Genomic DNA, 18,066 nt, shown 5'->3' with positions numbered 1-18,066 from the left:
ACACTACTTTACAGGTAATTTACCCTATAAATATGAGGGGTAAAAATATTGTGCACGGTATAGAAATAAGTAACAAAAGAGAATATATTCCGGCACCTTCGCTACATAAAAGGTGCCGAAAATAACGCAAGAAATTATTTTTCCGGCAGTTTTATATCTTTAAACATGGCCTCAATTTCTTCATTAGAGCGCAATGCGACAGCCGCATCAACGACATCACGCGTTAAATGCGGTGCAAAACGCTGAATGAAATCATACATATAACTGCGCAAAAAAGTACTACGGCGAAAACCAATTTTGGTTGTACTGTGGCTGAAGATATCGTGAGCATCAACGCGCACAAGGTCGGGATCGGCGACCGGATCCACCGCCATGCTGGCAATGACCCCTACCCCCAGCCCTAACCGGACGTAAGTTTTAATGACGTCAGCATCCGTTGCCGTGAAGACGATACGCGGCGTTAACCCTGCGCGGTTAAAGGCAGTATCCAGCTCTGAACGTCCGGTAAAGCCGAAGGTATATGTCACCAACGGATATTGCGCCAGTTCTTCAATGGTAATGGCTTTTTTGCCTGCCAGCGGGTGATCCGGAGTGACTACAATAGCCCGATTCCAGTGGTAGCACGGTAACATCACTAAATCTTCATACAGATGCAGCGCTTCTGTGGCGATAGCGAAATCGGCATTGCCTTTAGAGACGGCATCAGCAATTTGTGTCGGCGAGCCCTGGTGCATATGCAAAGAAACGCGAGGATAACGCTCAATAAAGCCTTTGATAACGTTTGGTAAAGCGTAGCGTGCCTGGGTATGCGTGGTGGCGATATACAGCGAGCCTTTATCCGGCCAGGTGTGCTCTCCGGCGACCGATTTTATGGCATCGACTTTCGACAGGACTTCGCGAGCGATACGAATTATTTCTTGTCCTGCTGGCGTTACCTGCGTCAGGTGCTTGCCGCTTCGGGAAAAAATTTGAATGCCTAGCTCGTCTTCCAGCATTCTGACTTGTTTACTGATCCCGGGTTGTGATGTGTAAAGTCCTTCCGCTGTTGATGAGACATTCAGGTTATGATTGACCACCTCAACAATATAGCGAAGTTGTTGTAATTTCATGTTAAACCATCCACTTAGACGCCATCAGAACATCGTTTTTTCGTCACGCCAGGCGGGTGACTAATACGATTTAATAATAAAAAAGGGGCTAACTATAACCACTATATCATTTATAGCCTTAGTGTATAGGTGTGAAGAAAAAATAATATGCAATAAAAAAGGGCCGCTTTCGCGACCCTTTGTTTATAAAAACCTGACAAAATTAAAGGTTATTTTTTCCCTTCAACCCATTTGCCATCAACATAAAATGCTGACCAGCCAGTCGCCTTTCCGTCTTTTTCCGAAGAGACATATTGCTGTTTGGTTTTACGGCTAAAGCGAACCATGGTCTTATTACCTTCCGGATCCTGCTGTGGCGCATCGGCCAGATAACGCAGTTTTTCCGGCAGACGGTCGCGGAAGCGATAAAGCTCTTCCACCAGTGGCGCACGTGTTTCACGCGATTTCGGGAAAGTGTTGGCAGCCAGGAACACACCGGCAGCACCGTCACGCAGCACGAAATAAGCATCTGATTTTTCGCACGGCAGCTCAGGTAATGGCACCGGATCTTCTTTCGGTGGTGCTACTTCGCCGTTACGTAAAATCTTACGTGTGTTTTTACACTCTTCGTTGGTGCAGGCCATGTATTTACCGAAACGCCCCATTTTCAGGTGCATTTCAGAACCACATTTTTCACACTCAACGATCGGGCCGTCATAACCTTTAATGCGGAATTCGCCCTCTTCGATCTCGTAACCGTCGCAGGTTGGGTTATTACCACAGACATGCAACTTACGTTTCGGATCGATGAGATAGCTGTCCATCGCCGTGCCGCATTTCGGGCAACGACGTTTTGCGCGCAGCGCGTTGGTTTCAGCGTCTTCGCCTTCCAGCACGTTCAGCACTTCGTTTTCCGGCACCAGGTTAATGGTGGTTTTGCAACGCTCTTTCGGCGGCAGCGCATAACCAGAACAGCCAAGGAATACCCCGGTGCTCGCTGTGCGAATCCCCATTTTGCGACCACAAGTCGGGCAGTCAATGCTGGTCAGAACCATCTGGTTCGGGCGCATACCACCCTCTTCCGGATCTTTTTCAGCTTTATCTAACTGCTGAGTGAAATCCGAGAAGAAGTGATCCAGTACAGTTTTCCACTCTGCTTCGTGATTTGCCACCTGGTCGAGGCTGTTTTCCATCTGCGCGGTGAAGTCGTAGTTCATTAACTCACGGAAATTCTCTTCCAGGCGATCGGTGACGATTTCACCCATTTTTTCCGCATAGAAACGACGATTTTCTACTCGCACATAGCCACGATCCTGAATGGTCGAAATGATCGACGCATAGGTAGAAGGACGACCGATACCGCGTTTTTCCAGTTCTTTAACCAGCGATGCTTCACTGAAACGGGCTGGAGGCTTGGTAAAGTGCTGGGCTGGTGTCAGTTCAACGAGCGTCAGAGCATCGCCTTTATCGACTGCCGGTAAGATACGATCTTCATCGCCTTTACGCAGTGCAGGCATCACTTTCGTCCAGCCATCAAAGCGTAAAATACGACCGCGTGCTTTCAGGCGGAAATCGCCCGCACCAACGGTCAGCGTCGTGGAGTCATATTTCGCTGGGGTCATCTGGCAGGCAACGAACTGACGCCAGATTAACTGGTACAGTTTTTGCGCATCTGCTTCCATATCCTTCAGCGATTCCGCCATCACATTGACGTCAGAAGGACGAATCGCTTCGTGCGCTTCCTGTGAGTTTTCTTTGCTGGCGTACTGATTCGGACTTTCCGGCAGATATTTCTTACCAAAATTATCGCTGATATAACCGCGAACCATATTTACCGCGTCCTGACTCAGGTTAGTGGAGTCGGTACGCATGTAAGTGATATAGCCTGCTTCATACAAACGCTGCGCCATCATCATGGTTTTTTTCACGCCAAATCCAAGACGGGTGCTGGCAGCTTGTTGCAGCGTAGAGGTAATAAAAGGAGCGCCAGGTTTACTGGTTGTCGGTTTGTCTTCACGTTCCAGCACGCTGTAGCGCGCTTTTTCCAGCAGACTTACCGCAGCCTGAGTTTGTTCTTTGTTGACCGGACGGAACGGTTTGTCGTTCTGATGAGTGACCTGTAACGCCAACGCTTCACCAGATGGCGTGGTCGTGCTGGCATCGACTTCCCAGAACTCTTCCGGCACGAACGCTTTAATTTCACGCTCACGCTCGACCACCAGGCGGACCGCCACCGACTGCACACGACCGGCAGACAGACCACGAGCGATCTTTTTCCATAGCAGCGGCGAAACCATATACCCCACCACGCGGTCCATAAAGCGACGCGCCTGCTGGGCATTAACACGATCAATATTCAGCTCACCCGGTTTGTTAAATGCCTGGCGGATCGCGTTTTTAGTAATTTCGTTAAACACCACTCGGCTATAGCGCGCATCATCACCACCAATCACTTCCCGCAGGTGCCATGCAATGGCTTCCCCTTCGCGGTCAAGGTCGGTTGCGAGATAGATGTGGTCGGCTTTTTCAGCCAGTTGTTTCAGTTCAGAGACGACCTTCTCTTTACCAGGCAACACTTCATAGTGCGCCTCCCAATTGTGCCACGGGTCAACCCCCATACGGTTGACGAGAGCGCCACGTTCATCCTTTTTAGGCTTTTTAGCCGTCTTGGTGGAGGTAGAGTCGGCACTCTTTTTGGCAGCTGAGCCACTGGTCGGCAAATCGCGGATGTGACCGACGCTGGATTTCACCACGTAGTCACTACCCAGATACTTGTTGATCGTTTTGGCTTTTGCCGGGGACTCAACGATGACAAGAGCTTTACCCATATTCACCTTACCTAATTTGATTCTTCCAGGAATGCGTCGCACGTTGATAAACCTTCCACTGGCAACGAGTTACCGATATGGACTCGCTCTCTGCGGATATCAACCCCTTGTCGTGACTCTGTTCACGAAAATTCAGGTGACTGAGTTAACAGGTCTTGGCCTACAGGCGCTATAGCACGACGGAATTTTGGTCGAATGTCAAGCAAATCTATTGCCAGATTGACGAAAGCGTCACACTGTACCTGATAAAATCCGATACGCAACTTTATTAGCATGCAAAATCCAAAGTTGCCAGTAAGGCGCTCTTGCCACCAGCGTGGTATATTTGTCTGCAAGCCATGCCTGGCGTAGACTAATGTCCTTGTTTAAGGAGTAAATAATGAACAAAGAGACACAACCCATCGACCGCGAGACGCTGTTGAAAGAGGCCAACAAAATCATTCGTGAGCATGAGGATACGCTCGCAGGGATTGAAGCCACCGGCGTCACGCAGCGTAATGGCGTGCTGGTATTTACCGGCGACTACTTTTTAGATGAACAAGGATTGCCAACAGCCAAAAGCACCGCGGTGTTTAATATGTTCAAACACCTGGCCCATGTGCTTTCAGAAAAATATCACCTGGTTGATTAAAGCAAAACGCGAGGTCTTAGCCTCGCGTTTGTCTTTTACATCAATGGCTTTTGACCCCGCTGCCACCAGCGTAGCAACAATCGATCGGCGCTCTCTGCCGCGCTGCCGGTGAATCGGTCAATGAGTCGTTTACGCTGCATATAGCGTACATTGACCACTTCACGGCCTTCCATCAGGCTAAGAATAACTTCATCACTGGTGTTGATTTCATCAACCAGGCCTTTCTCTACCGCCTGTTGTCCGTACCAGTGTTCACCCGTTGCCACCTGTTCAATATCCAGAGACGGACGCATACGCTTCACAAAATCTTTAAATAACTGATGCGTTTCGTTCAGCTCTTCGCGGAATTTCTCCCGCCCTTCTTCGGTGTTTTCACCCAGCAAGGTCAGCGTGCGCTTATACTGCCCGGCGGTGTGCAGTTCGATATCAATATCTTTGCTTTTCAGGAAGCGGTTAAAGTTGGGCATTTGTGCCACCACGCCAATGGAACCCACAATAGCAAACGGTGCGGAAACAATTTTGTCCGCCACACAGGCCATCATGTAACCGCCGCTGGCAGCGACTTTGTCTACCGTAACAGTTAAAGGAATGTTTTTATCACGCAGACGCTGCAGCTGCGAAGCCGCCAACCCGTAACCATGCACCATGCCACCAGGGCTTTCCAGACGGAGCACAACCTGATCCTGCGGTTTGAATGCTGCGAGTACCGCCGTTATCTCTTCACGTAGCGAGTTCACTTCATGGGCGTCCATGCTGCCTTTAAAATCCAGCACCCAGACGCGAGGTTTACTGTCAGTTGCCACCTCGCCCAGTTTGGCTTTCGCTTTTGCTGCTTTCGCTTCTTGCTTGTGCTTTTTCTTCTGCGCTTTGTGCCACTGTTTTTGCTGATGTGAGTCCATCAGCGCCGCGGCCAGTTCTTCTTTCATCTCCTTATACTGTTCGCTGAGATTGTTGACCCGTAACTCGCCACGCTGGCGTTTATTACGTTGAGCAACATTGACTATAATGGCGGCAATCGCCGCAATCGCTAGCACAACGGTAACGATTTTCGCCAAAAACAAACCATATTCAGACAACAATTCCACGAGTCCCCACCTTGGTTAAACAACGCTTTGGCTCACAGTTTACAACAGGCATGTTAAGCCGTCTCGCAGAGATGTTATTGCAGCGAAAGTATGACAAAGTATCCATTTTGCGGTGTTATCGCCCCAGGCTGATTGAAATGCCCTTCTGTTTCAGGCATAAAGCCCCAAAGTCTTAAAGTACACTGGCAGCGCGACAGACAACGTCGTTGAGGAGTAGCCATGCATTACCAGCCAAAACAAGATTTACTCAATGATCGCATTATCCTGGTGACGGGAGCCAGCAATGGTATTGGTCGTGAAGCCGCGATGACGTATGCACGCTATGGTGCGACAGTGATTCTGTTGGGCCGTAATGAAGAAAAATTACGTCAGGTAGCCAGCCACATAAACGAAGAAACTGGGCGTCAGCCACAGTGGTTTATTCTCGATTTGCTGACCTGCACGTCCGAAGATTGCCAACAACTGGCACAGCGCATTGCCGTTAATTATCCGCGTCTGGATGGTGTTTTGCATAATGCCGGATTGCTCGGCGATGTTTGTCCAATGAGCGAACAAAATCCACAGGTCTGGCAGGACGTCATACAGGTCAACGTTAATGCCACCTTTATGCTCACCCAGGCACTGCTTCCTTTATTACTCAAATCGGACGCCGGTTCACTGGTCTTTACTTCATCAAGCGTTGGACGTCAGGGACGAGCCAACTGGGGCGCATATGCAGCGTCGAAATTTGCCACCGAAGGGATGATGCAGGTACTGGCCGATGAATATCAGCAGCGCCTGCGCGTCAACTGCATTAACCCAGGCGGTACGCGCACCGCAATGCGTGCCAGCGCCTTCCCGACCGAAGATCCACAGAAACTTAAAACCCCCGCTGATATCATGCCGCTCTACCTCTGGCTGATGGGCGATGACAGCCGCCGTAAAACCGGCATGACCTTTGACGCCCAACCGGGCCGTAAACCAGGAATTTCCCAATGAGTGATGAACGCTACCAACAGCGTCAGCAGCGAGTGAAAGAAAAAGTAGATGCCCGTGTGGCCCAGGCCCAGGATGAACGCGGTATTATCATCGTCTTTACCGGCAATGGAAAAGGCAAAACCACCGCAGCATTTGGTACGGCAACACGCGCAGTTGGTCACGGAAAAAAAGTGGGCGTCGTGCAGTTTATTAAAGGCACCTGGCCTAATGGCGAACGAAATCTGCTGGAACCACACGGCGTTGAATTTCAGGTGATGGCAACGGGCTTTACCTGGGATACGCAAAACCGCGAATCTGATACCGCCGCCTGCCGCGAAGTCTGGCAACATGCCAAACGGATGTTGGCAGATCCCTCACTGGATATGGTTTTGCTCGATGAGCTGACTTATATGGTCGCGTATGACTATTTGCCACCTGAAGAAGTGATTCAGGCGTTAAATGAACGTCCACATCAGCAAACCGTCATTATTACGGGTCGAGGCTGTCATCGGGATATACTCGAACTGGCGGATACGGTAAGTGAGTTACGCCCCGTGAAACATGCGTTTGATGCTGGCGTAAAAGCACAGATAGGGATTGATTACTAAGTGAAAGCACCTCAAAAGATCGCCTCTTGAGGTGCTAATTTTAGATACTGAATGGCTTAATTAGCCACGGCAAAATTAAGAAGAGCTTGAATTTTATTCAAGTGTGCGGGATATTCCATGTCATTATCCGCATTGACGTCTTCAATAAACAGTATTAATTCAGTGATCAAATCATTAGCATCTTCATAACTAATACCAGTCAGTTCTGGTGACGTTTGCGAGCCATAATTAATTGTCAGATTATTCATTACCGACAAAACCAGAATAAAATATTTGTGACATATATCGCAAGTTGTTCGGTTTCCTAAGGCATAGTACAGCATATTGAGCAATGCCAGTATTCGTCGATTTTGCACATCGTTCATAATGACCTCCTATAACATAACTCCGCTGGCAATAAGAAGTTTTGCCAGCTCCTCTGACGCCTGAAGACCACTAATAACTTGAGCACGCAGGATCTCATTCCTACGCTCTAAATCCGCTTTTGAAAGAGATTTATTAGAGTATAAATCTTGTAGATGATTTCCTTTATCCATGAAGGCATTAATAGCTTGTATTGCTGGAGCCGCCGGATCAGATGAACGCAATCTGCTTTCATTAAGATTAATTACTGCACTCAAAAATTCCTGCCTGCTCTTTAATGTCTTAAATTCTATATTTTTAGTATTTTCCCGGGCCTTATTATAGTAATAAAAATTATTACTGATGTTCGCAAAATTATTCCGATCCATTTGCTGCTGTTTCGTTGCTATATCATCAAGTAAATCTTGTAAATTTCTTTGAAGTCGTGGCCAGTCACTACCTACCGCTTTACCAACATTTTCTGATTTAATCTTCTCTTTGTATAATCCATTGAAATATTGAACTAAATCTTTAACAGCCACAGCTGACTTAGTCAGTTCTTCACCTTCTGAAAAGCCAAGTAGTTTTTGGGCGTTGTTTGCGTGATCGAGCGCCTGATTAAGTAATATAATTTGTTTACTATCCTCAACATCCATACCCACCGTCAACAACTCCACATAGGAGCTCATACTGTTAACGACCTCAAGTGAAGCCAGTAGTTTTTGTTTTTCTGTTGTTGCCAATTGAATTTTAGTAATATCTTTATACGATGTTTTGCCCCCTTTCTCTGATTGCAAACATAAGGACTCTTTATTAGTATTATTTTCCATAATCGTTTCATAATCAGGTCGCAATGCACAATCCGGATTAGTCGCATAAAAATTAACAAGGAAGTTTTCACGAGAAGCATAGTATTGTTTAAAGAAACTTGCATTCGCCGCAACCGCCTTGTTACCCGCAGTAATAACAGTTTCAGCTTGTTCATTCTTCAATGCTTCGGTTGCACAACCTGAAAGCATTAACAGCGATAGAAATATTCCACTATATCTAATCATAACCCACCTCTTGACGTTGAGTTTATCTCAGATAATTAAATAGTAATGTGGCTATTTCCTGGTAATATTCATAAGCAAGTATGAAATTAAATTAAAATACTGCGACTATTTATCATACTTCAAATGAAGAAAAGGCCCCGCAGGGCCTTTATTTTATACTTAACTTAAATTAACCGTTATTATTACGTCCACCAGAACGACGACCGCCGCTGACCTGGCTGTGACGTTTCACCGCACGACGAATTTGATTCGCCTTCATACGACGACGGTCTTTTTCTACAGCAACTTTAGAGCTGGTTTCTGGCGGTAGTTCCACCAGCTCACGCAGATAGTTAGTCTGGGCGAGGTCCAGCTCCGTCCAGCCACCGCGTGGCAGACCTTTTGGCAGTGGGATATCACCGTAACGAACACGGATCAGGCGGCTCACCTGCACACCAACAGCTTCCCAAAGACGACGAACTTCACGGTTACGGCCTTCGGTCAGAGTAACGTTGTACCACTGGTTGATCCCTTCGCCGCCGCTGAACTTGATGGTTTTAAAGGCTGCCGGACCATCTTCCAACTGCACGCCACGACTCAAATCACGCAGTTTCGCGTCGTCAACCTGACCAAATACACGCACGGCATATTCACGTTCAACTTCACGGCTTGGGTGCATTAAACGGTTTGCCAGTTCACCATCGGTGGTGAACAGCAGCAGACCACAGGTGTTAACGTCCAGGCGACCCACGGCAATCCAGCGTGCGCCACGCAGTTTTGGCAGACGGTCAAACACCGTTGGACGTCCTTCCGGATCGTTACGGGTACACAACTCACCTTCCGGTTTGTAATAGGCCAGAACGCGACAAATTTGTTCAGCGGACTCACGTACCGAAATCAGGTGACCATCGATACGGATTTTCAATCCAGGGGTAACTTCAACGCGATCGCCGAGTTTAGCAATTTTGCCATCAACACTCACACGACCGGCTTCAATAATAGATTCGATTTCACGGCGAGAGCCGTGGCCGGCACGCGCCAGCACTTTCTGTAGCTTTTCGCTCATAGAGCTTCCTTTTGGTGTCGCCTTCCCAGGCGTCTGATATGCTTTTGTGCAACAGTGAGTCAGAACTTACATCTGACTCACTGATAGTAAAGTCTGTTTGAACTCTTCAGGCCTTAAGTAAACGACTCGACGTTTATCGGCCTGGCTTTGAGGCGCAACATACTACACTATCTTTATGGTTAAAGCTTGTTTCGATTAACATCAGCTTAATTACCAGCCACCACCGCCTCCGCCACCCGCCCCGCCGCCAGCACCACCACCGGAATAACTTCGCCCCAACAAACTGGTATTGGCCCCCAGGCTCAGGTGCATCTGTAATGAAAACAAAACGCCACTACGGGTAATTTCCGGGGCGTGAACAGCCGCTGTGAGTGATGGGGTGATACGTGCTGCCCATTCTTTTCCAAGGTTTGCCGAGACTGCCCAACCTAGCAACGCGTAATCCAGTTTCCGTGTTTCCCCTTTCCGCCGCCGCCCACTGTGTGTTGCTGCCTCTTTACGCGCAAGATAGTTAACGATAGCTTCACCGTGGGCATAACGTTGCTGCCCAGTTTGGGTAAACTTTGGCAGAAAAATATACCCCATGCCAGTGAGATAACCGGTCAGGAAAACAGCGCTAAAATAACCCGCTGGCATATACCAGTAAAAGAATACATCTCCGACATTGATATAGAGAGAATAAAAGGCCACGCCTGAACAAATCAGCGGTAAAAACAAAGTGATGATTACACGATTAACGCAAGGCTTGTCATCATCGCGGGCAAACAAAAGCTCAAGGGAACAAAATAAAAAAGGAAGAAGCCAGCAGATCATAATAAACATATCGCCAACCAGACTCATTCCTGCCCAACCTACGGGACTCAGGTTACCGTAGAGAATGACCGCCAATATTGCCAGTCCACCCCATTGCAAAAACGCATCTGGTCGATAAAACGAAGACTTTTTACGCGGCAGATAAAATTTCTGCATCCGTAAAAATGCCCTGCGTAAGACTATGTTGCGTCTCCCCGTAAGAACGACCTTATCGCCTTTACGAAATAACGCTTCCAGTAATAACTGCTCTGCGGGCAGTAATACCGCATTATTTCTGGTCGCGCCTTCATTAACACGAATCAGGATTTGCTGGTTCTTATCATACTGATCTTCCAGATGAATTTTTCCTTTCACAATCAGATTTACGATATCGGCACAAAAACCTTTATCGTCGTAAACCAGCTTCGCATCGAGACGTAACATGCCGGGCGTGTAATCTGGCGGAATGACATCGGTTTCAATCACATCTACCGGCGTAAATTGCGGCCTGCGCTTCCAGAGATATAACCATCCACAAACCAGGAATAGACAAGGAAACCAAATTAACAACGATGACGTGGAGGGTAAAAGAAGATGGCTGAAAATATTCGTCGTTTGTGGAGCCGGGGCATTGCTAAGTAAAGCGTGAGGCCAGCGGTAGAGTACCGTGAAATCTTCACGATAAAACGGATCGCGGGATTCAATTCTTCCGTCCTCAAGGATGCGGCCATTTCGATATGTGTCGCCCTCTTCTCCAGTAAAGAGATCGATTTCGCTAAATGGATTACCCGCAATATCAGGCAACTTGAGTGAAAATAGGGTCTTATAAATTTCAAACGGCCAGTGGTTACCGGTCACGTTCCAGATTAGCAGATCAGAATCCCCTTCACGCAGGAAAGCATTTTTAACCTGATAATGAATTTGATAATGATAGTCGCCTTGAGGCAAGAAACGTTGTTTATCGCCCACGACAATACTCATTAACCCGATATGCCAGTCAAGATGCCAGGGTTCAGGAATACCATCACGGGTGACGCCAACAATATGATAGTTCAGCAGTGCAGCGTCCCCATCAGGCTGCATCCAGAGTCGTGGTAAATCACGATAAAATCCGTGCTTAATCTGCTGATTTCGCGCCTGAAAATGAATATTTTCTTTGATGTCGAGCACCCCATCCGGTTGCAGAGTGGCTTCAACATCAAAGAGCGAGATCCCTTCTTCATAAGAAGGGATCTCCGTGTTTTCTGCATAACTTAGAAATGATACAAACAGCCCTGCTATCAACAGCAAAATGCAGCGAAACTTCCCTGCCATAGTCTTCCATCCGTGGAACGCAATTTGTTATAAGAAAGGCTTCACATCACCTACGCCTTCACGCACCACGACCGGCGTATCATCGGTAAGATCAATAACCGTTGTTGGTTTCTGCCCGAGATAGCCGCCGTGAATAATCAAATCTACCTGTTTTTCCAGACGGTCTTTAATTTCTTCGGGATCGGATTCGGTAAATTCGCTGCCTGGCAGCATTAGCGAAGTGGAAAGCATCGGTTCGCCCAGTGCTTCAAGCAACGCCTGCGCAATCGGGTTAGACGGCACACGCATACCGATTGTTTTGCGTTTTTCCTGCAACAGACGGCGTGGCACCTCCTTCGTCCCCTTCAGGATGAAGGTATAGTTGCCCGGCGTGTTGTTTTTCATTAAACGAAACGCAACGTTATCGACAAATGAATAGGTCGAGAGTTCAGAAAGATCGCGACACATCAGGGTAAAGTTGTGACCGTCCGGCAGTTGGCGAATACGACAAATACGCTCCATCGCGTTTTTATCTTCAATTTTACAGCCGAGCGCATAGCCGGAATCAGTTGGATAAACAATCACCCCGCCTTTACGCACGATCTCCACCGCCTGGTTGATCAGACGTTGCTGCGGGTTATCAGGATGAATATAAAAAAACTGGCTCATAATTCCCTCTCTGTGGTGTTCTGCGGCTGTTCCCATAGCTGCCAGACGCCTTCAACGCCTGCGGGCAGCCAGAGTTTACGACCCAGTTCGATCCACGGGCATGGCTGATGAAAATCAGATCCTTGTGATGCCCATAAATGATGCTGACGCGCAAGTGTCGCCAGCTGGGTGCGTTCATTGGGCGATTGCTGGCACTGCGCGACTTCCATCGCGTCGCCGTGGTGTTCGGCAAAATGCGCAACCAATCTTTTCAGCCATTTAGCACTAAGATTGTACCGCCCAGGATGAGCTAGCACCGCCTTACCGCCAGAATGATGAATGACATCAATAGCTTGTTCTATTGTACACCACTGTGGCGGAACGTATCCGGTTTTCCCGCGCGCCAGATACTTTTTAAAGACATCCGCCATTGAACTGGCTTTGCCGCACTCAACAAGGAAACGCGCAAAATGACCGCGCGTCACTGCGCCGCCCTGCGCCAGTCGTTGTGCGCCTTCCAGCGCCCCAGGTATTTGCGCTTTTTCAAGTCTTTCGGCAATTTGCTGCGCCCGCTGATTGCGCCGTTCTGTCTGCTGCGCGAGGAGCTCACACATTAGCGGATGAGTAATATCAATATTCAGCCCGACAACATGAATTTCATGATTTTCCCAGACCGTGGAAATTTCCACGCCGGGAATAAGATTCAGCGCCAGTCCCGAACGTGAAATTTCCTCTCTTGCTGGTGCAATTGCAGCTGTGGTGTCATGGTCGGTGATCGCCAGGGTGCCGACGCGCATCTCGACTGCACGGTGCACCAATGCTTCTGGCGTCAGGCAGCCATCGGAAGCTGTGGTATGGCTGTGCAGGTCGTAAATCACTGCGTAATTCGTGTCGCTCAAGGCGCACTCCCGTTCTGGATAATGTTTTTTGCGCCGACATCATAACGGTTCTGGCAAATATTCTGAAATGAGCTGTTGACAATTAATCATCGAACTAGTTAACTAGTACGCAAGTTCACGTAAAAAGGGTATCGACAATGAAAGCAATTTTCGTACTGAAAGGTTGGTGGCGCACTTCCTGAAACGGGCAGTGTATTCACCATGCGTAAAGCAATCAGATACCCAGCCCGCCTAATGAGCGGGCTTTTTTTTGAACAAAATTAGAGAATAACAATGCAAACACAAAAACCGACTCTCGAACTGCTAACTTGCAAAGGCGCTTATCGCGACAACCCGACTGCGCTTTTTCACCAGTTGTGTGGGGATCGTCCGGCAACGCTGCTGCTGGAATCCGCAGATATCGACAGCAAAGATGATTTAAAAAGTCTATTGCTAGTGGACAGTGCGCTGCGCATTACAGCTTTAGGTGACACTGTCACAATCCAGGCACTTTCCGGCAACGGCGAAGCCCTGCTGACACTACTGGATAACGCCCTGCCTGCGGGTGTGGAAAACGAACAATTACCAAACTGCCGTGTGCTGCGCTTCCCCCCTGTCAGTCCACTGCTGGATGAAGATGCTCGCTTATGCTCCCTTTCGGTTTTTGACGCTTTCCGCTTATTACAGAATCTGTTGAATGTACCGAAGGAAGAACGAGAAGCAATGTTCTTCGGCGGCCTGTTCTCTTATGACCTTGTGGCGGGGTTTGAAGATTTACCGCAATTGTCAGCGGAAAATAACTGCCCTGATTTCTGTTTTTATCTCGCTGAAACGCTGATGGTGATTGACCATCAGAAGAAAAGCACCCGCATTCAGGCCAGCCTGTTTACTCCAAATGAAGAAGAAAAACAACGTCTCACTGCTCGCCTGAACGAACTTCGCCAGCAACTGACCGAAACCGCGCCACCGCTGCCGGTAGTTTCCGTGCCGCATATGCGTTGTGAATGTAACCAGAGCGATGAAGAGTTCGGTGGCGTAGTGCGTTCGTTGCAAAAAGCAATTCGCGCCGGAGAAATTTTCCAGGTGGTGCCATCTCGCCGTTTCTCTCTGCCCTGCCCGTCACCACTGGCGGCCTATTACGTGCTGAAAAAGAGTAATCCCAGCCCGTACATGTTTTTTATGCAGGATAATGATTTCACCCTGTTTGGCGCGTCGCCGGAAAGTTCGCTCAAGTATGACGCCACCAGCCGCCAGATTGAGATTTACCCGATTGCCGGAACACGTCCACGCGGTCGTTGTGCCGATGGTTCACTGGACAGAGACCTCGACAGCCGCATCGAACTGGAAATGCGTACCGATCATAAAGAGCTTTCTGAACATCTGATGCTGGTGGATCTCGCCCGTAATGATCTGGCACGCATTTGCACGCCCGGCAGCCGCTACGTCGCCGATCTTACCAAAGTTGACCGTTACTCTTACGTGATGCACCTGGTCTCCCGCGTGGTCGGTGAGCTGCGCCACGATCTCGACGCCCTGCACGCTTACCGCGCCTGTATGAATATGGGGACGTTAAGCGGTGCGCCGAAAGTACGCGCTATGCAGTTAATTGCCGAGGCTGAAGGTCGTCGCCGTGGCAGCTACGGCGGCGCGGTAGGTTATTTCACCGCGCATGGCGATCTCGACACCTGCATTGTGATCCGCTCGGCGCTCGTGGAAAACGGTATCGCCACCGTGCAAGCCGGTGCTGGCGTAGTCCTTGATTCTGTTCCGCAGTCGGAAGCCGACGAAACCCGTAATAAAGCCCGCGCTGTACTGCGCGCTATTGCCACCGCGCATCATGCACAGGAGACTTTCTGATGGCTGACATTCTGCTACTCGATAATATCGACTCTTTTACGTACAACCTGGCAGATCAGTTGCGCAGCAATGGTCATAACGTGGTGATTTACCGCAACCATATTCCGGCGCAGACCTTAATTGAACGCCTGGCGACGATGAGCAATCCGGTGCTGATGCTCTCTCCTGGCCCCGGTGTGCCGAGCGAAGCCGGTTGTATGCCGGAACTCCTCACCCGCCTGCGCGGCAAGCTGCCAATTATTGGCATTTGCCTCGGTCATCAGGCGATTGTCGAAGCTTACGGGGGCTATGTCGGTCAGGCGGGCGAAATTCTTCACGGTAAAGCGTCGAGCATTGAACATGACGGTCAGGCGATGTTTGCCGGATTAACAAACCCGCTGCCAGTGGCGCGTTATCACTCGCTGGTTGGCAGTAATATTCCGGCCGGTTTAACCATCAACGCCCATTTTAATGGCATGGTGATGGCGGTGCGCCATGATGCGGATCGCGTTTGTGGATTCCAGTTCCATCCGGAATCCATTCTTACTACCCAGGGCGCTCGCCTGCTGGAACAAACGCTGGCCTGGGCGCAACAGAAACTAGAGCCAACCAACACGCTGCAACCGATTCTGGAAAAACTGTATCAGGCACAGACGCTTAGCCAACAAGAAAGCCACCAGCTGTTTTCAGCGGTGGTACGTGGCGAGCTGAAGCCGGAACAACTGGCGGCGGCGCTGGTGAGCATGAAAATTCGCGGTGAACACCCGAACGAGATCGCCGGGGCAGCAACCGCGCTACTGGAAAACGCCGCGCCATTCCCGCGCCCGGATTATCTGTTTGCCGATATCGTCGGTACTGGCGGTGACGGCAGCAACAGCATCAATATTTCTACCGCCAGTGCGTTTGTCGCCGCGGCCTGCGGGCTGAAAGTGGCGAAACACGGTAACCGCAGCGTCTCCAGTAAATCCGGCTCGTCGGATCTGCTGGCGGCATTCGGTATTAATCTTGATATGAACGCCGATAAATCGCGCCAGGCGCTGGATGAGTTAGGCGTCTGTTTCCTCTTTGCGCCGAAATATCACACCGGATTCCGCCATGCGATGCCGGTTCGCCAGCAACTGAAAACCCGCACTCTGTTCAACGTGCTGGGACCATTGATTAACCCGGCGCATCCGCCGCTGGCGCTAATTGGTGTTTATAGTCCGGAACTGGTGCTGCCGATTGCCGAAACCTTGCGCGTGCTGGGGTATCAACGCGCGGCAGTGGTGCACAGCGGCGGGATGGATGAAGTTTCATTACACGCGCCGACAATCGTTGCCGAACTACATGACGGCGAAATTAAGAGCTATCAATTGACCGCTGAAGATTTTGGCCTGACACCCTACCACCAGGAGCAATTGGCAGGCGGAACACCGGAAGAAAACCGTGACATTTTAACACGCTTGTTACAAGGTAAAGGCGACGCCGCCCATGAAGCAGCCGTCGCGGCGAATGTCGCCATGTTAATGCGCCTGCATGGCCATGAAGATCTGCAAGCCAATGCGCAAACCGTTCTTGAGGTACTGCGCAGTGGTTCCGCTTACGACAGAGTCACCGCACTGGCGGCACGAGGGTAAATGATGCAAACCGTTTTAGCGAAAATCGTCGCAGACAAGGCGATTTGGGTAGAAACCCGCAAAGAGCAGCAACCGCTGGCCAGTTTTCAGAATGAGGTTCAGCCGAGCACGCGACATTTTTATGATGCACTTCAGGGCGCACTCACGGCGTTTATTCTGGAGTGTAAAAAAGCGTCGCCGTCAAAAGGCGTGATCCGTGATGATTTCGATCCGGCACGCATTGCCGCCATTTATAAACATTACGCTTCGGCAATTTCAGTGCTGACTGATGAGAAATATTTTCAGGGGAGCTTTGATTTCCTCCCCATCGTCAGCCAAATCGCCCCGCAGCCGATTTTATGTAAAGACTTTATTATCGACCCTTACCAGATCTATCTGGCGCGCTATTACCAGGCCGATGCCTGCTTATTAATGCTTTCAGTACTGGATGACGAACAATATCGCCACCTTGCAGCCGTCGCCCACAGTCTGGAGATGGGTGTGCTGACCGAAGTCAGTAATGAAGAGGAACTGGAGCGCGCCATTGCATTGGGGGCAAAGGTCGTTGGCATCAACAACCGCGATCTGCGCGATTTGTCGATTGATCTCAACCGTACCCGCGAGCTTGCGCCGAAACTGGGGCACAACGTGACGGTAATCAGCGAATCCGGCATCAATACTTACGCTCAGGTGCGCGAGTTAAGCCACTTCGCTAACGGTTTTCTGATTGGTTCGGCGTTGATGGCCCATGACGATTTGAACGCCACCGTGCGCCGGGTGTTGCTGGGTGAGAATAAAGTGTGTGGCCTGACGCGTGGGCAAGATGCTAAAGCCGCTTATGACGCGGGCGCGATTTACGGTGGGTTGATTTTTGTTGCGACATCACCGCGTTGCGTCAACGTTGAACAGGCGCAGGAAGTGATGGCTGCGGCACCGTTGCAGTATGTTGGCGTGTTCCGCAATCACGATATTGCCGATGTGGTGGACAAAGCTAAGGTGTTATCGCTGGCGGCAGTGCAACTGCATGGTAATGAAGATCAGCTGTATATCGACACTCTGCGTGAGGCTCTGCCAGCACACGTCGCCATCTGGAAGGCTTTAAGTGTCGGTGAAACTCTTCCCGCGCGCGATTTTCAGCACATCGATAAATATGTATTCGACAACGGTCAGGGCGGGAGCGGACAACGTTTCGACTGGTCACTGTTAAACGGTCAATCGCTTGGCAACGTTCTGCTGGCGGGGGGCTTAGGCGCAGATAACTGCGTGGAAGCGGCACAAACCGGCTGCGCCGGACTTGATTTTAATTCTGCTGTAGAGTCGCAACCGGGCATCAAAGACGCACGTCTTTTGGCCTCGGTTTTCCAGACGCTGCGCGCATATTAAGG

General features: G+C 49.6%; 16 protein-coding genes and 1 other annotated feature. Of the genes, 7 read left to right on the top strand and 9 right to left on the bottom strand.

Annotated elements, in window-relative coordinates:
• Window positions 1–134: 134 nt before the first annotated feature.
• Entirely contained in the window at window positions 135–1,109 is a 975-nt protein-coding gene (gene cysB / locus ACJHX7_RS16780) for an HTH-type transcriptional regulator CysB (RefSeq protein ID WP_000776252.1), read from the bottom strand.
• A 209-nt stretch (window positions 1,110–1,318) separates the two neighbouring features.
• The gene (gene topA, locus ACJHX7_RS16775; RefSeq protein WP_001361672.1) at window positions 1,319–3,916 is read right to left on the bottom strand and encodes a type I DNA topoisomerase; all 2,598 of its coding nucleotides are present in this window, start codon (window positions 3,914–3,916) and stop codon (window positions 1,319–1,321) included.
• Window positions 3,917–4,295: 379 nt separating this feature from the next.
• Here topA and ACJHX7_RS16770 point away from each other — a divergent pair, with 379 nt between their 5' ends.
• A complete protein-coding gene (locus ACJHX7_RS16770; protein ID WP_001031530.1) occupies window positions 4,296–4,547 on the top strand; it encodes a YciN family protein in 252 nt (83 codons plus the stop codon).
• Window positions 4,548–4,582: 35 nt separating this feature from the next.
• Here the strand turns inward: ACJHX7_RS16770 and sohB are convergent, their stop codons facing one another.
• Window positions 4,583–5,632 carry a protease SohB gene (gene sohB / locus ACJHX7_RS16765; RefSeq protein WP_000422045.1) on the bottom strand — a complete coding sequence of 350 codons (1,050 nt, stop codon included), beginning with the start codon at window positions 5,630–5,632 and terminating at the stop codon, window positions 4,583–4,585.
• A 219-nt stretch (window positions 5,633–5,851) separates the two neighbouring features.
• On the opposite strand from sohB, the gene ACJHX7_RS16760 reads away from it, so the two are divergent.
• Both ACJHX7_RS16760 and cobO read left to right on the top strand, forming a co-directional pair.
• On the top strand, window positions 5,852–6,610 hold the full coding sequence (locus ACJHX7_RS16760; RefSeq protein ID WP_000559302.1) for a YciK family oxidoreductase: 759 nt from the start codon (window positions 5,852–5,854) through the stop codon (window positions 6,608–6,610).
• Window positions 6,607–7,197: a cob(I)yrinic acid a,c-diamide adenosyltransferase gene (gene cobO, locus ACJHX7_RS16755; protein WP_001278895.1), complete on the top strand. Its 591-nt coding sequence runs from the start codon at window positions 6,607–6,609 to the stop codon at window positions 7,195–7,197. The genes ACJHX7_RS16760 and cobO overlap by 4 nt, the downstream gene beginning before the upstream one ends.
• A gap of 56 nt (window positions 7,198–7,253) precedes the next feature.
• Here the strand turns inward: cobO and ACJHX7_RS16750 are convergent, their stop codons facing one another.
• From ACJHX7_RS16750 to rnm, 6 genes are all read right to left on the bottom strand, one after another.
• On the bottom strand, window positions 7,254–7,562 hold the full coding sequence (locus ACJHX7_RS16750; RefSeq protein WP_001000715.1) for a hypothetical protein: 309 nt from the start codon (window positions 7,560–7,562) through the stop codon (window positions 7,254–7,256).
• A 9-nt stretch (window positions 7,563–7,571) separates the two neighbouring features.
• Window positions 7,572–8,594, bottom strand: a complete 1,023-nt coding sequence (locus ACJHX7_RS16745) for a hypothetical protein (protein ID WP_000622020.1) — start codon at window positions 8,592–8,594, stop codon at window positions 7,572–7,574.
• Window positions 8,595–8,763: 169 nt separating this feature from the next.
• Entirely contained in the window at window positions 8,764–9,639 is an 876-nt protein-coding gene (gene rluB / locus ACJHX7_RS16740; RefSeq protein ID WP_001291217.1) for a 23S rRNA pseudouridine(2605) synthase RluB, read from the bottom strand.
• Between the two features lie 210 nt (window positions 9,640–9,849).
• Window positions 9,850–11,745 (bottom strand): DUF2207 domain-containing protein, encoded by a 1,896-nt coding sequence (locus ACJHX7_RS16735; RefSeq protein ID WP_094030123.1) that lies wholly within the window; start codon window positions 11,743–11,745, stop codon window positions 9,850–9,852.
• A gap of 27 nt (window positions 11,746–11,772) precedes the next feature.
• On the bottom strand, window positions 11,773–12,393 hold the full coding sequence (locus tag ACJHX7_RS16730) for an L-threonylcarbamoyladenylate synthase (protein ID WP_001295575.1): 621 nt from the start codon (window positions 12,391–12,393) through the stop codon (window positions 11,773–11,775).
• Complete coding sequence (gene rnm / locus ACJHX7_RS16725; protein WP_094030124.1) at window positions 12,390–13,271, bottom strand: RNase RNM; 882 nt, start codon at window positions 13,269–13,271, stop codon at window positions 12,390–12,392. Before rnm ends, ACJHX7_RS16730 begins: the two co-directional genes overlap by 4 nt.
• A 137-nt stretch (window positions 13,272–13,408) precedes the next feature.
• Between rnm and trpL the strand changes: the two genes are divergently transcribed.
• From trpL to trpCF, 4 genes are all read left to right on the top strand, one after another.
• The gene (gene trpL, locus ACJHX7_RS16720; RefSeq protein WP_001700591.1) at window positions 13,409–13,453 is read left to right on the top strand and encodes a trp operon leader peptide; all 45 of its coding nucleotides are present in this window, start codon (window positions 13,409–13,411) and stop codon (window positions 13,451–13,453) included.
• Window positions 13,430–13,523: a sequence feature (Trp leader region), on the top strand. Its footprint overlaps the gene before it by 24 nt.
• A 21-nt stretch (window positions 13,524–13,544) precedes the next feature.
• On the top strand, window positions 13,545–15,107 hold the full coding sequence (trpE, locus tag ACJHX7_RS16715; protein ID WP_094030125.1) for an anthranilate synthase component I: 1,563 nt from the start codon (window positions 13,545–13,547) through the stop codon (window positions 15,105–15,107).
• Window positions 15,107–16,702: a bifunctional anthranilate synthase glutamate amidotransferase component TrpG/anthranilate phosphoribosyltransferase TrpD gene (gene trpD / locus ACJHX7_RS16710; protein WP_000763524.1), complete on the top strand. Its 1,596-nt coding sequence runs from the start codon at window positions 15,107–15,109 to the stop codon at window positions 16,700–16,702. Before trpE ends, trpD begins: the two co-directional genes overlap by 1 nt.
• Window positions 16,703–18,064 (top strand): bifunctional indole-3-glycerol-phosphate synthase TrpC/phosphoribosylanthranilate isomerase TrpF, encoded by a 1,362-nt coding sequence (gene trpCF / locus ACJHX7_RS16705; protein ID WP_172837109.1) that lies wholly within the window; start codon window positions 16,703–16,705, stop codon window positions 18,062–18,064. It abuts the gene before it with no gap.
• Window positions 18,065–18,066: the final 2 nt, after the last annotated feature.

It is taken from the genome of Escherichia sp. WS1451, assembly GCF_046487365.1.
Lineage (GTDB): Bacteria > Pseudomonadota > Gammaproteobacteria > Enterobacterales > Enterobacteriaceae > Escherichia > Escherichia coli.
The sequence above is the reverse complement of the archived record's forward strand: the minus strand, read 5'-3'. Positions and strand labels throughout refer to the sequence as shown.

Excerpts from the sequence above, each read along its gene's own strand:
- cobO (WP_001278895.1), top strand. The coding sequence starts at position 6,607 with ATGAGTGATGAACGCTACCAACAGCGTCAGCAGCGAGTGAAAGAAAAA.
- ACJHX7_RS16735 (WP_094030123.1), bottom strand. The coding sequence starts at position 11,745 with ATGGCAGGGAAGTTTCGCTGCATTTTGCTGTTGATAGCAGGGCTGTTT.
- cysB (WP_000776252.1), bottom strand. The coding sequence starts at position 1,109 with ATGAAATTACAACAACTTCGCTATATTGTTGAGGTGGTCAATCATAAC.
- rluB (WP_001291217.1), bottom strand. The coding sequence starts at position 9,639 with ATGAGCGAAAAGCTACAGAAAGTGCTGGCGCGTGCCGGCCACGGCTCT.
- ACJHX7_RS16730 (WP_001295575.1), bottom strand. The coding sequence starts at position 12,393 with ATGAGCCAGTTTTTTTATATTCATCCTGATAACCCGCAGCAACGTCTG.
- trpE (WP_094030125.1), top strand. The coding sequence starts at position 13,545 with ATGCAAACACAAAAACCGACTCTCGAACTGCTAACTTGCAAAGGCGCT.
- ACJHX7_RS16745 (WP_000622020.1), bottom strand. The coding sequence starts at position 8,594 with ATGATTAGATATAGTGGAATATTTCTATCGCTGTTAATGCTTTCAGGT.
- ACJHX7_RS16750 (WP_001000715.1), bottom strand. The coding sequence starts at position 7,562 with ATGAACGATGTGCAAAATCGACGAATACTGGCATTGCTCAATATGCTG.
- trpCF (WP_172837109.1), top strand. The coding sequence starts at position 16,703 with ATGATGCAAACCGTTTTAGCGAAAATCGTCGCAGACAAGGCGATTTGG.
- trpD (WP_000763524.1), top strand. The coding sequence starts at position 15,107 with ATGGCTGACATTCTGCTACTCGATAATATCGACTCTTTTACGTACAAC.
- ACJHX7_RS16770 (WP_001031530.1), top strand. The coding sequence starts at position 4,296 with ATGAACAAAGAGACACAACCCATCGACCGCGAGACGCTGTTGAAAGAG.
- ACJHX7_RS16760 (WP_000559302.1), top strand. The coding sequence starts at position 5,852 with ATGCATTACCAGCCAAAACAAGATTTACTCAATGATCGCATTATCCTG.
- topA (WP_001361672.1), bottom strand. The coding sequence starts at position 3,916 with ATGGGTAAAGCTCTTGTCATCGTTGAGTCCCCGGCAAAAGCCAAAACG.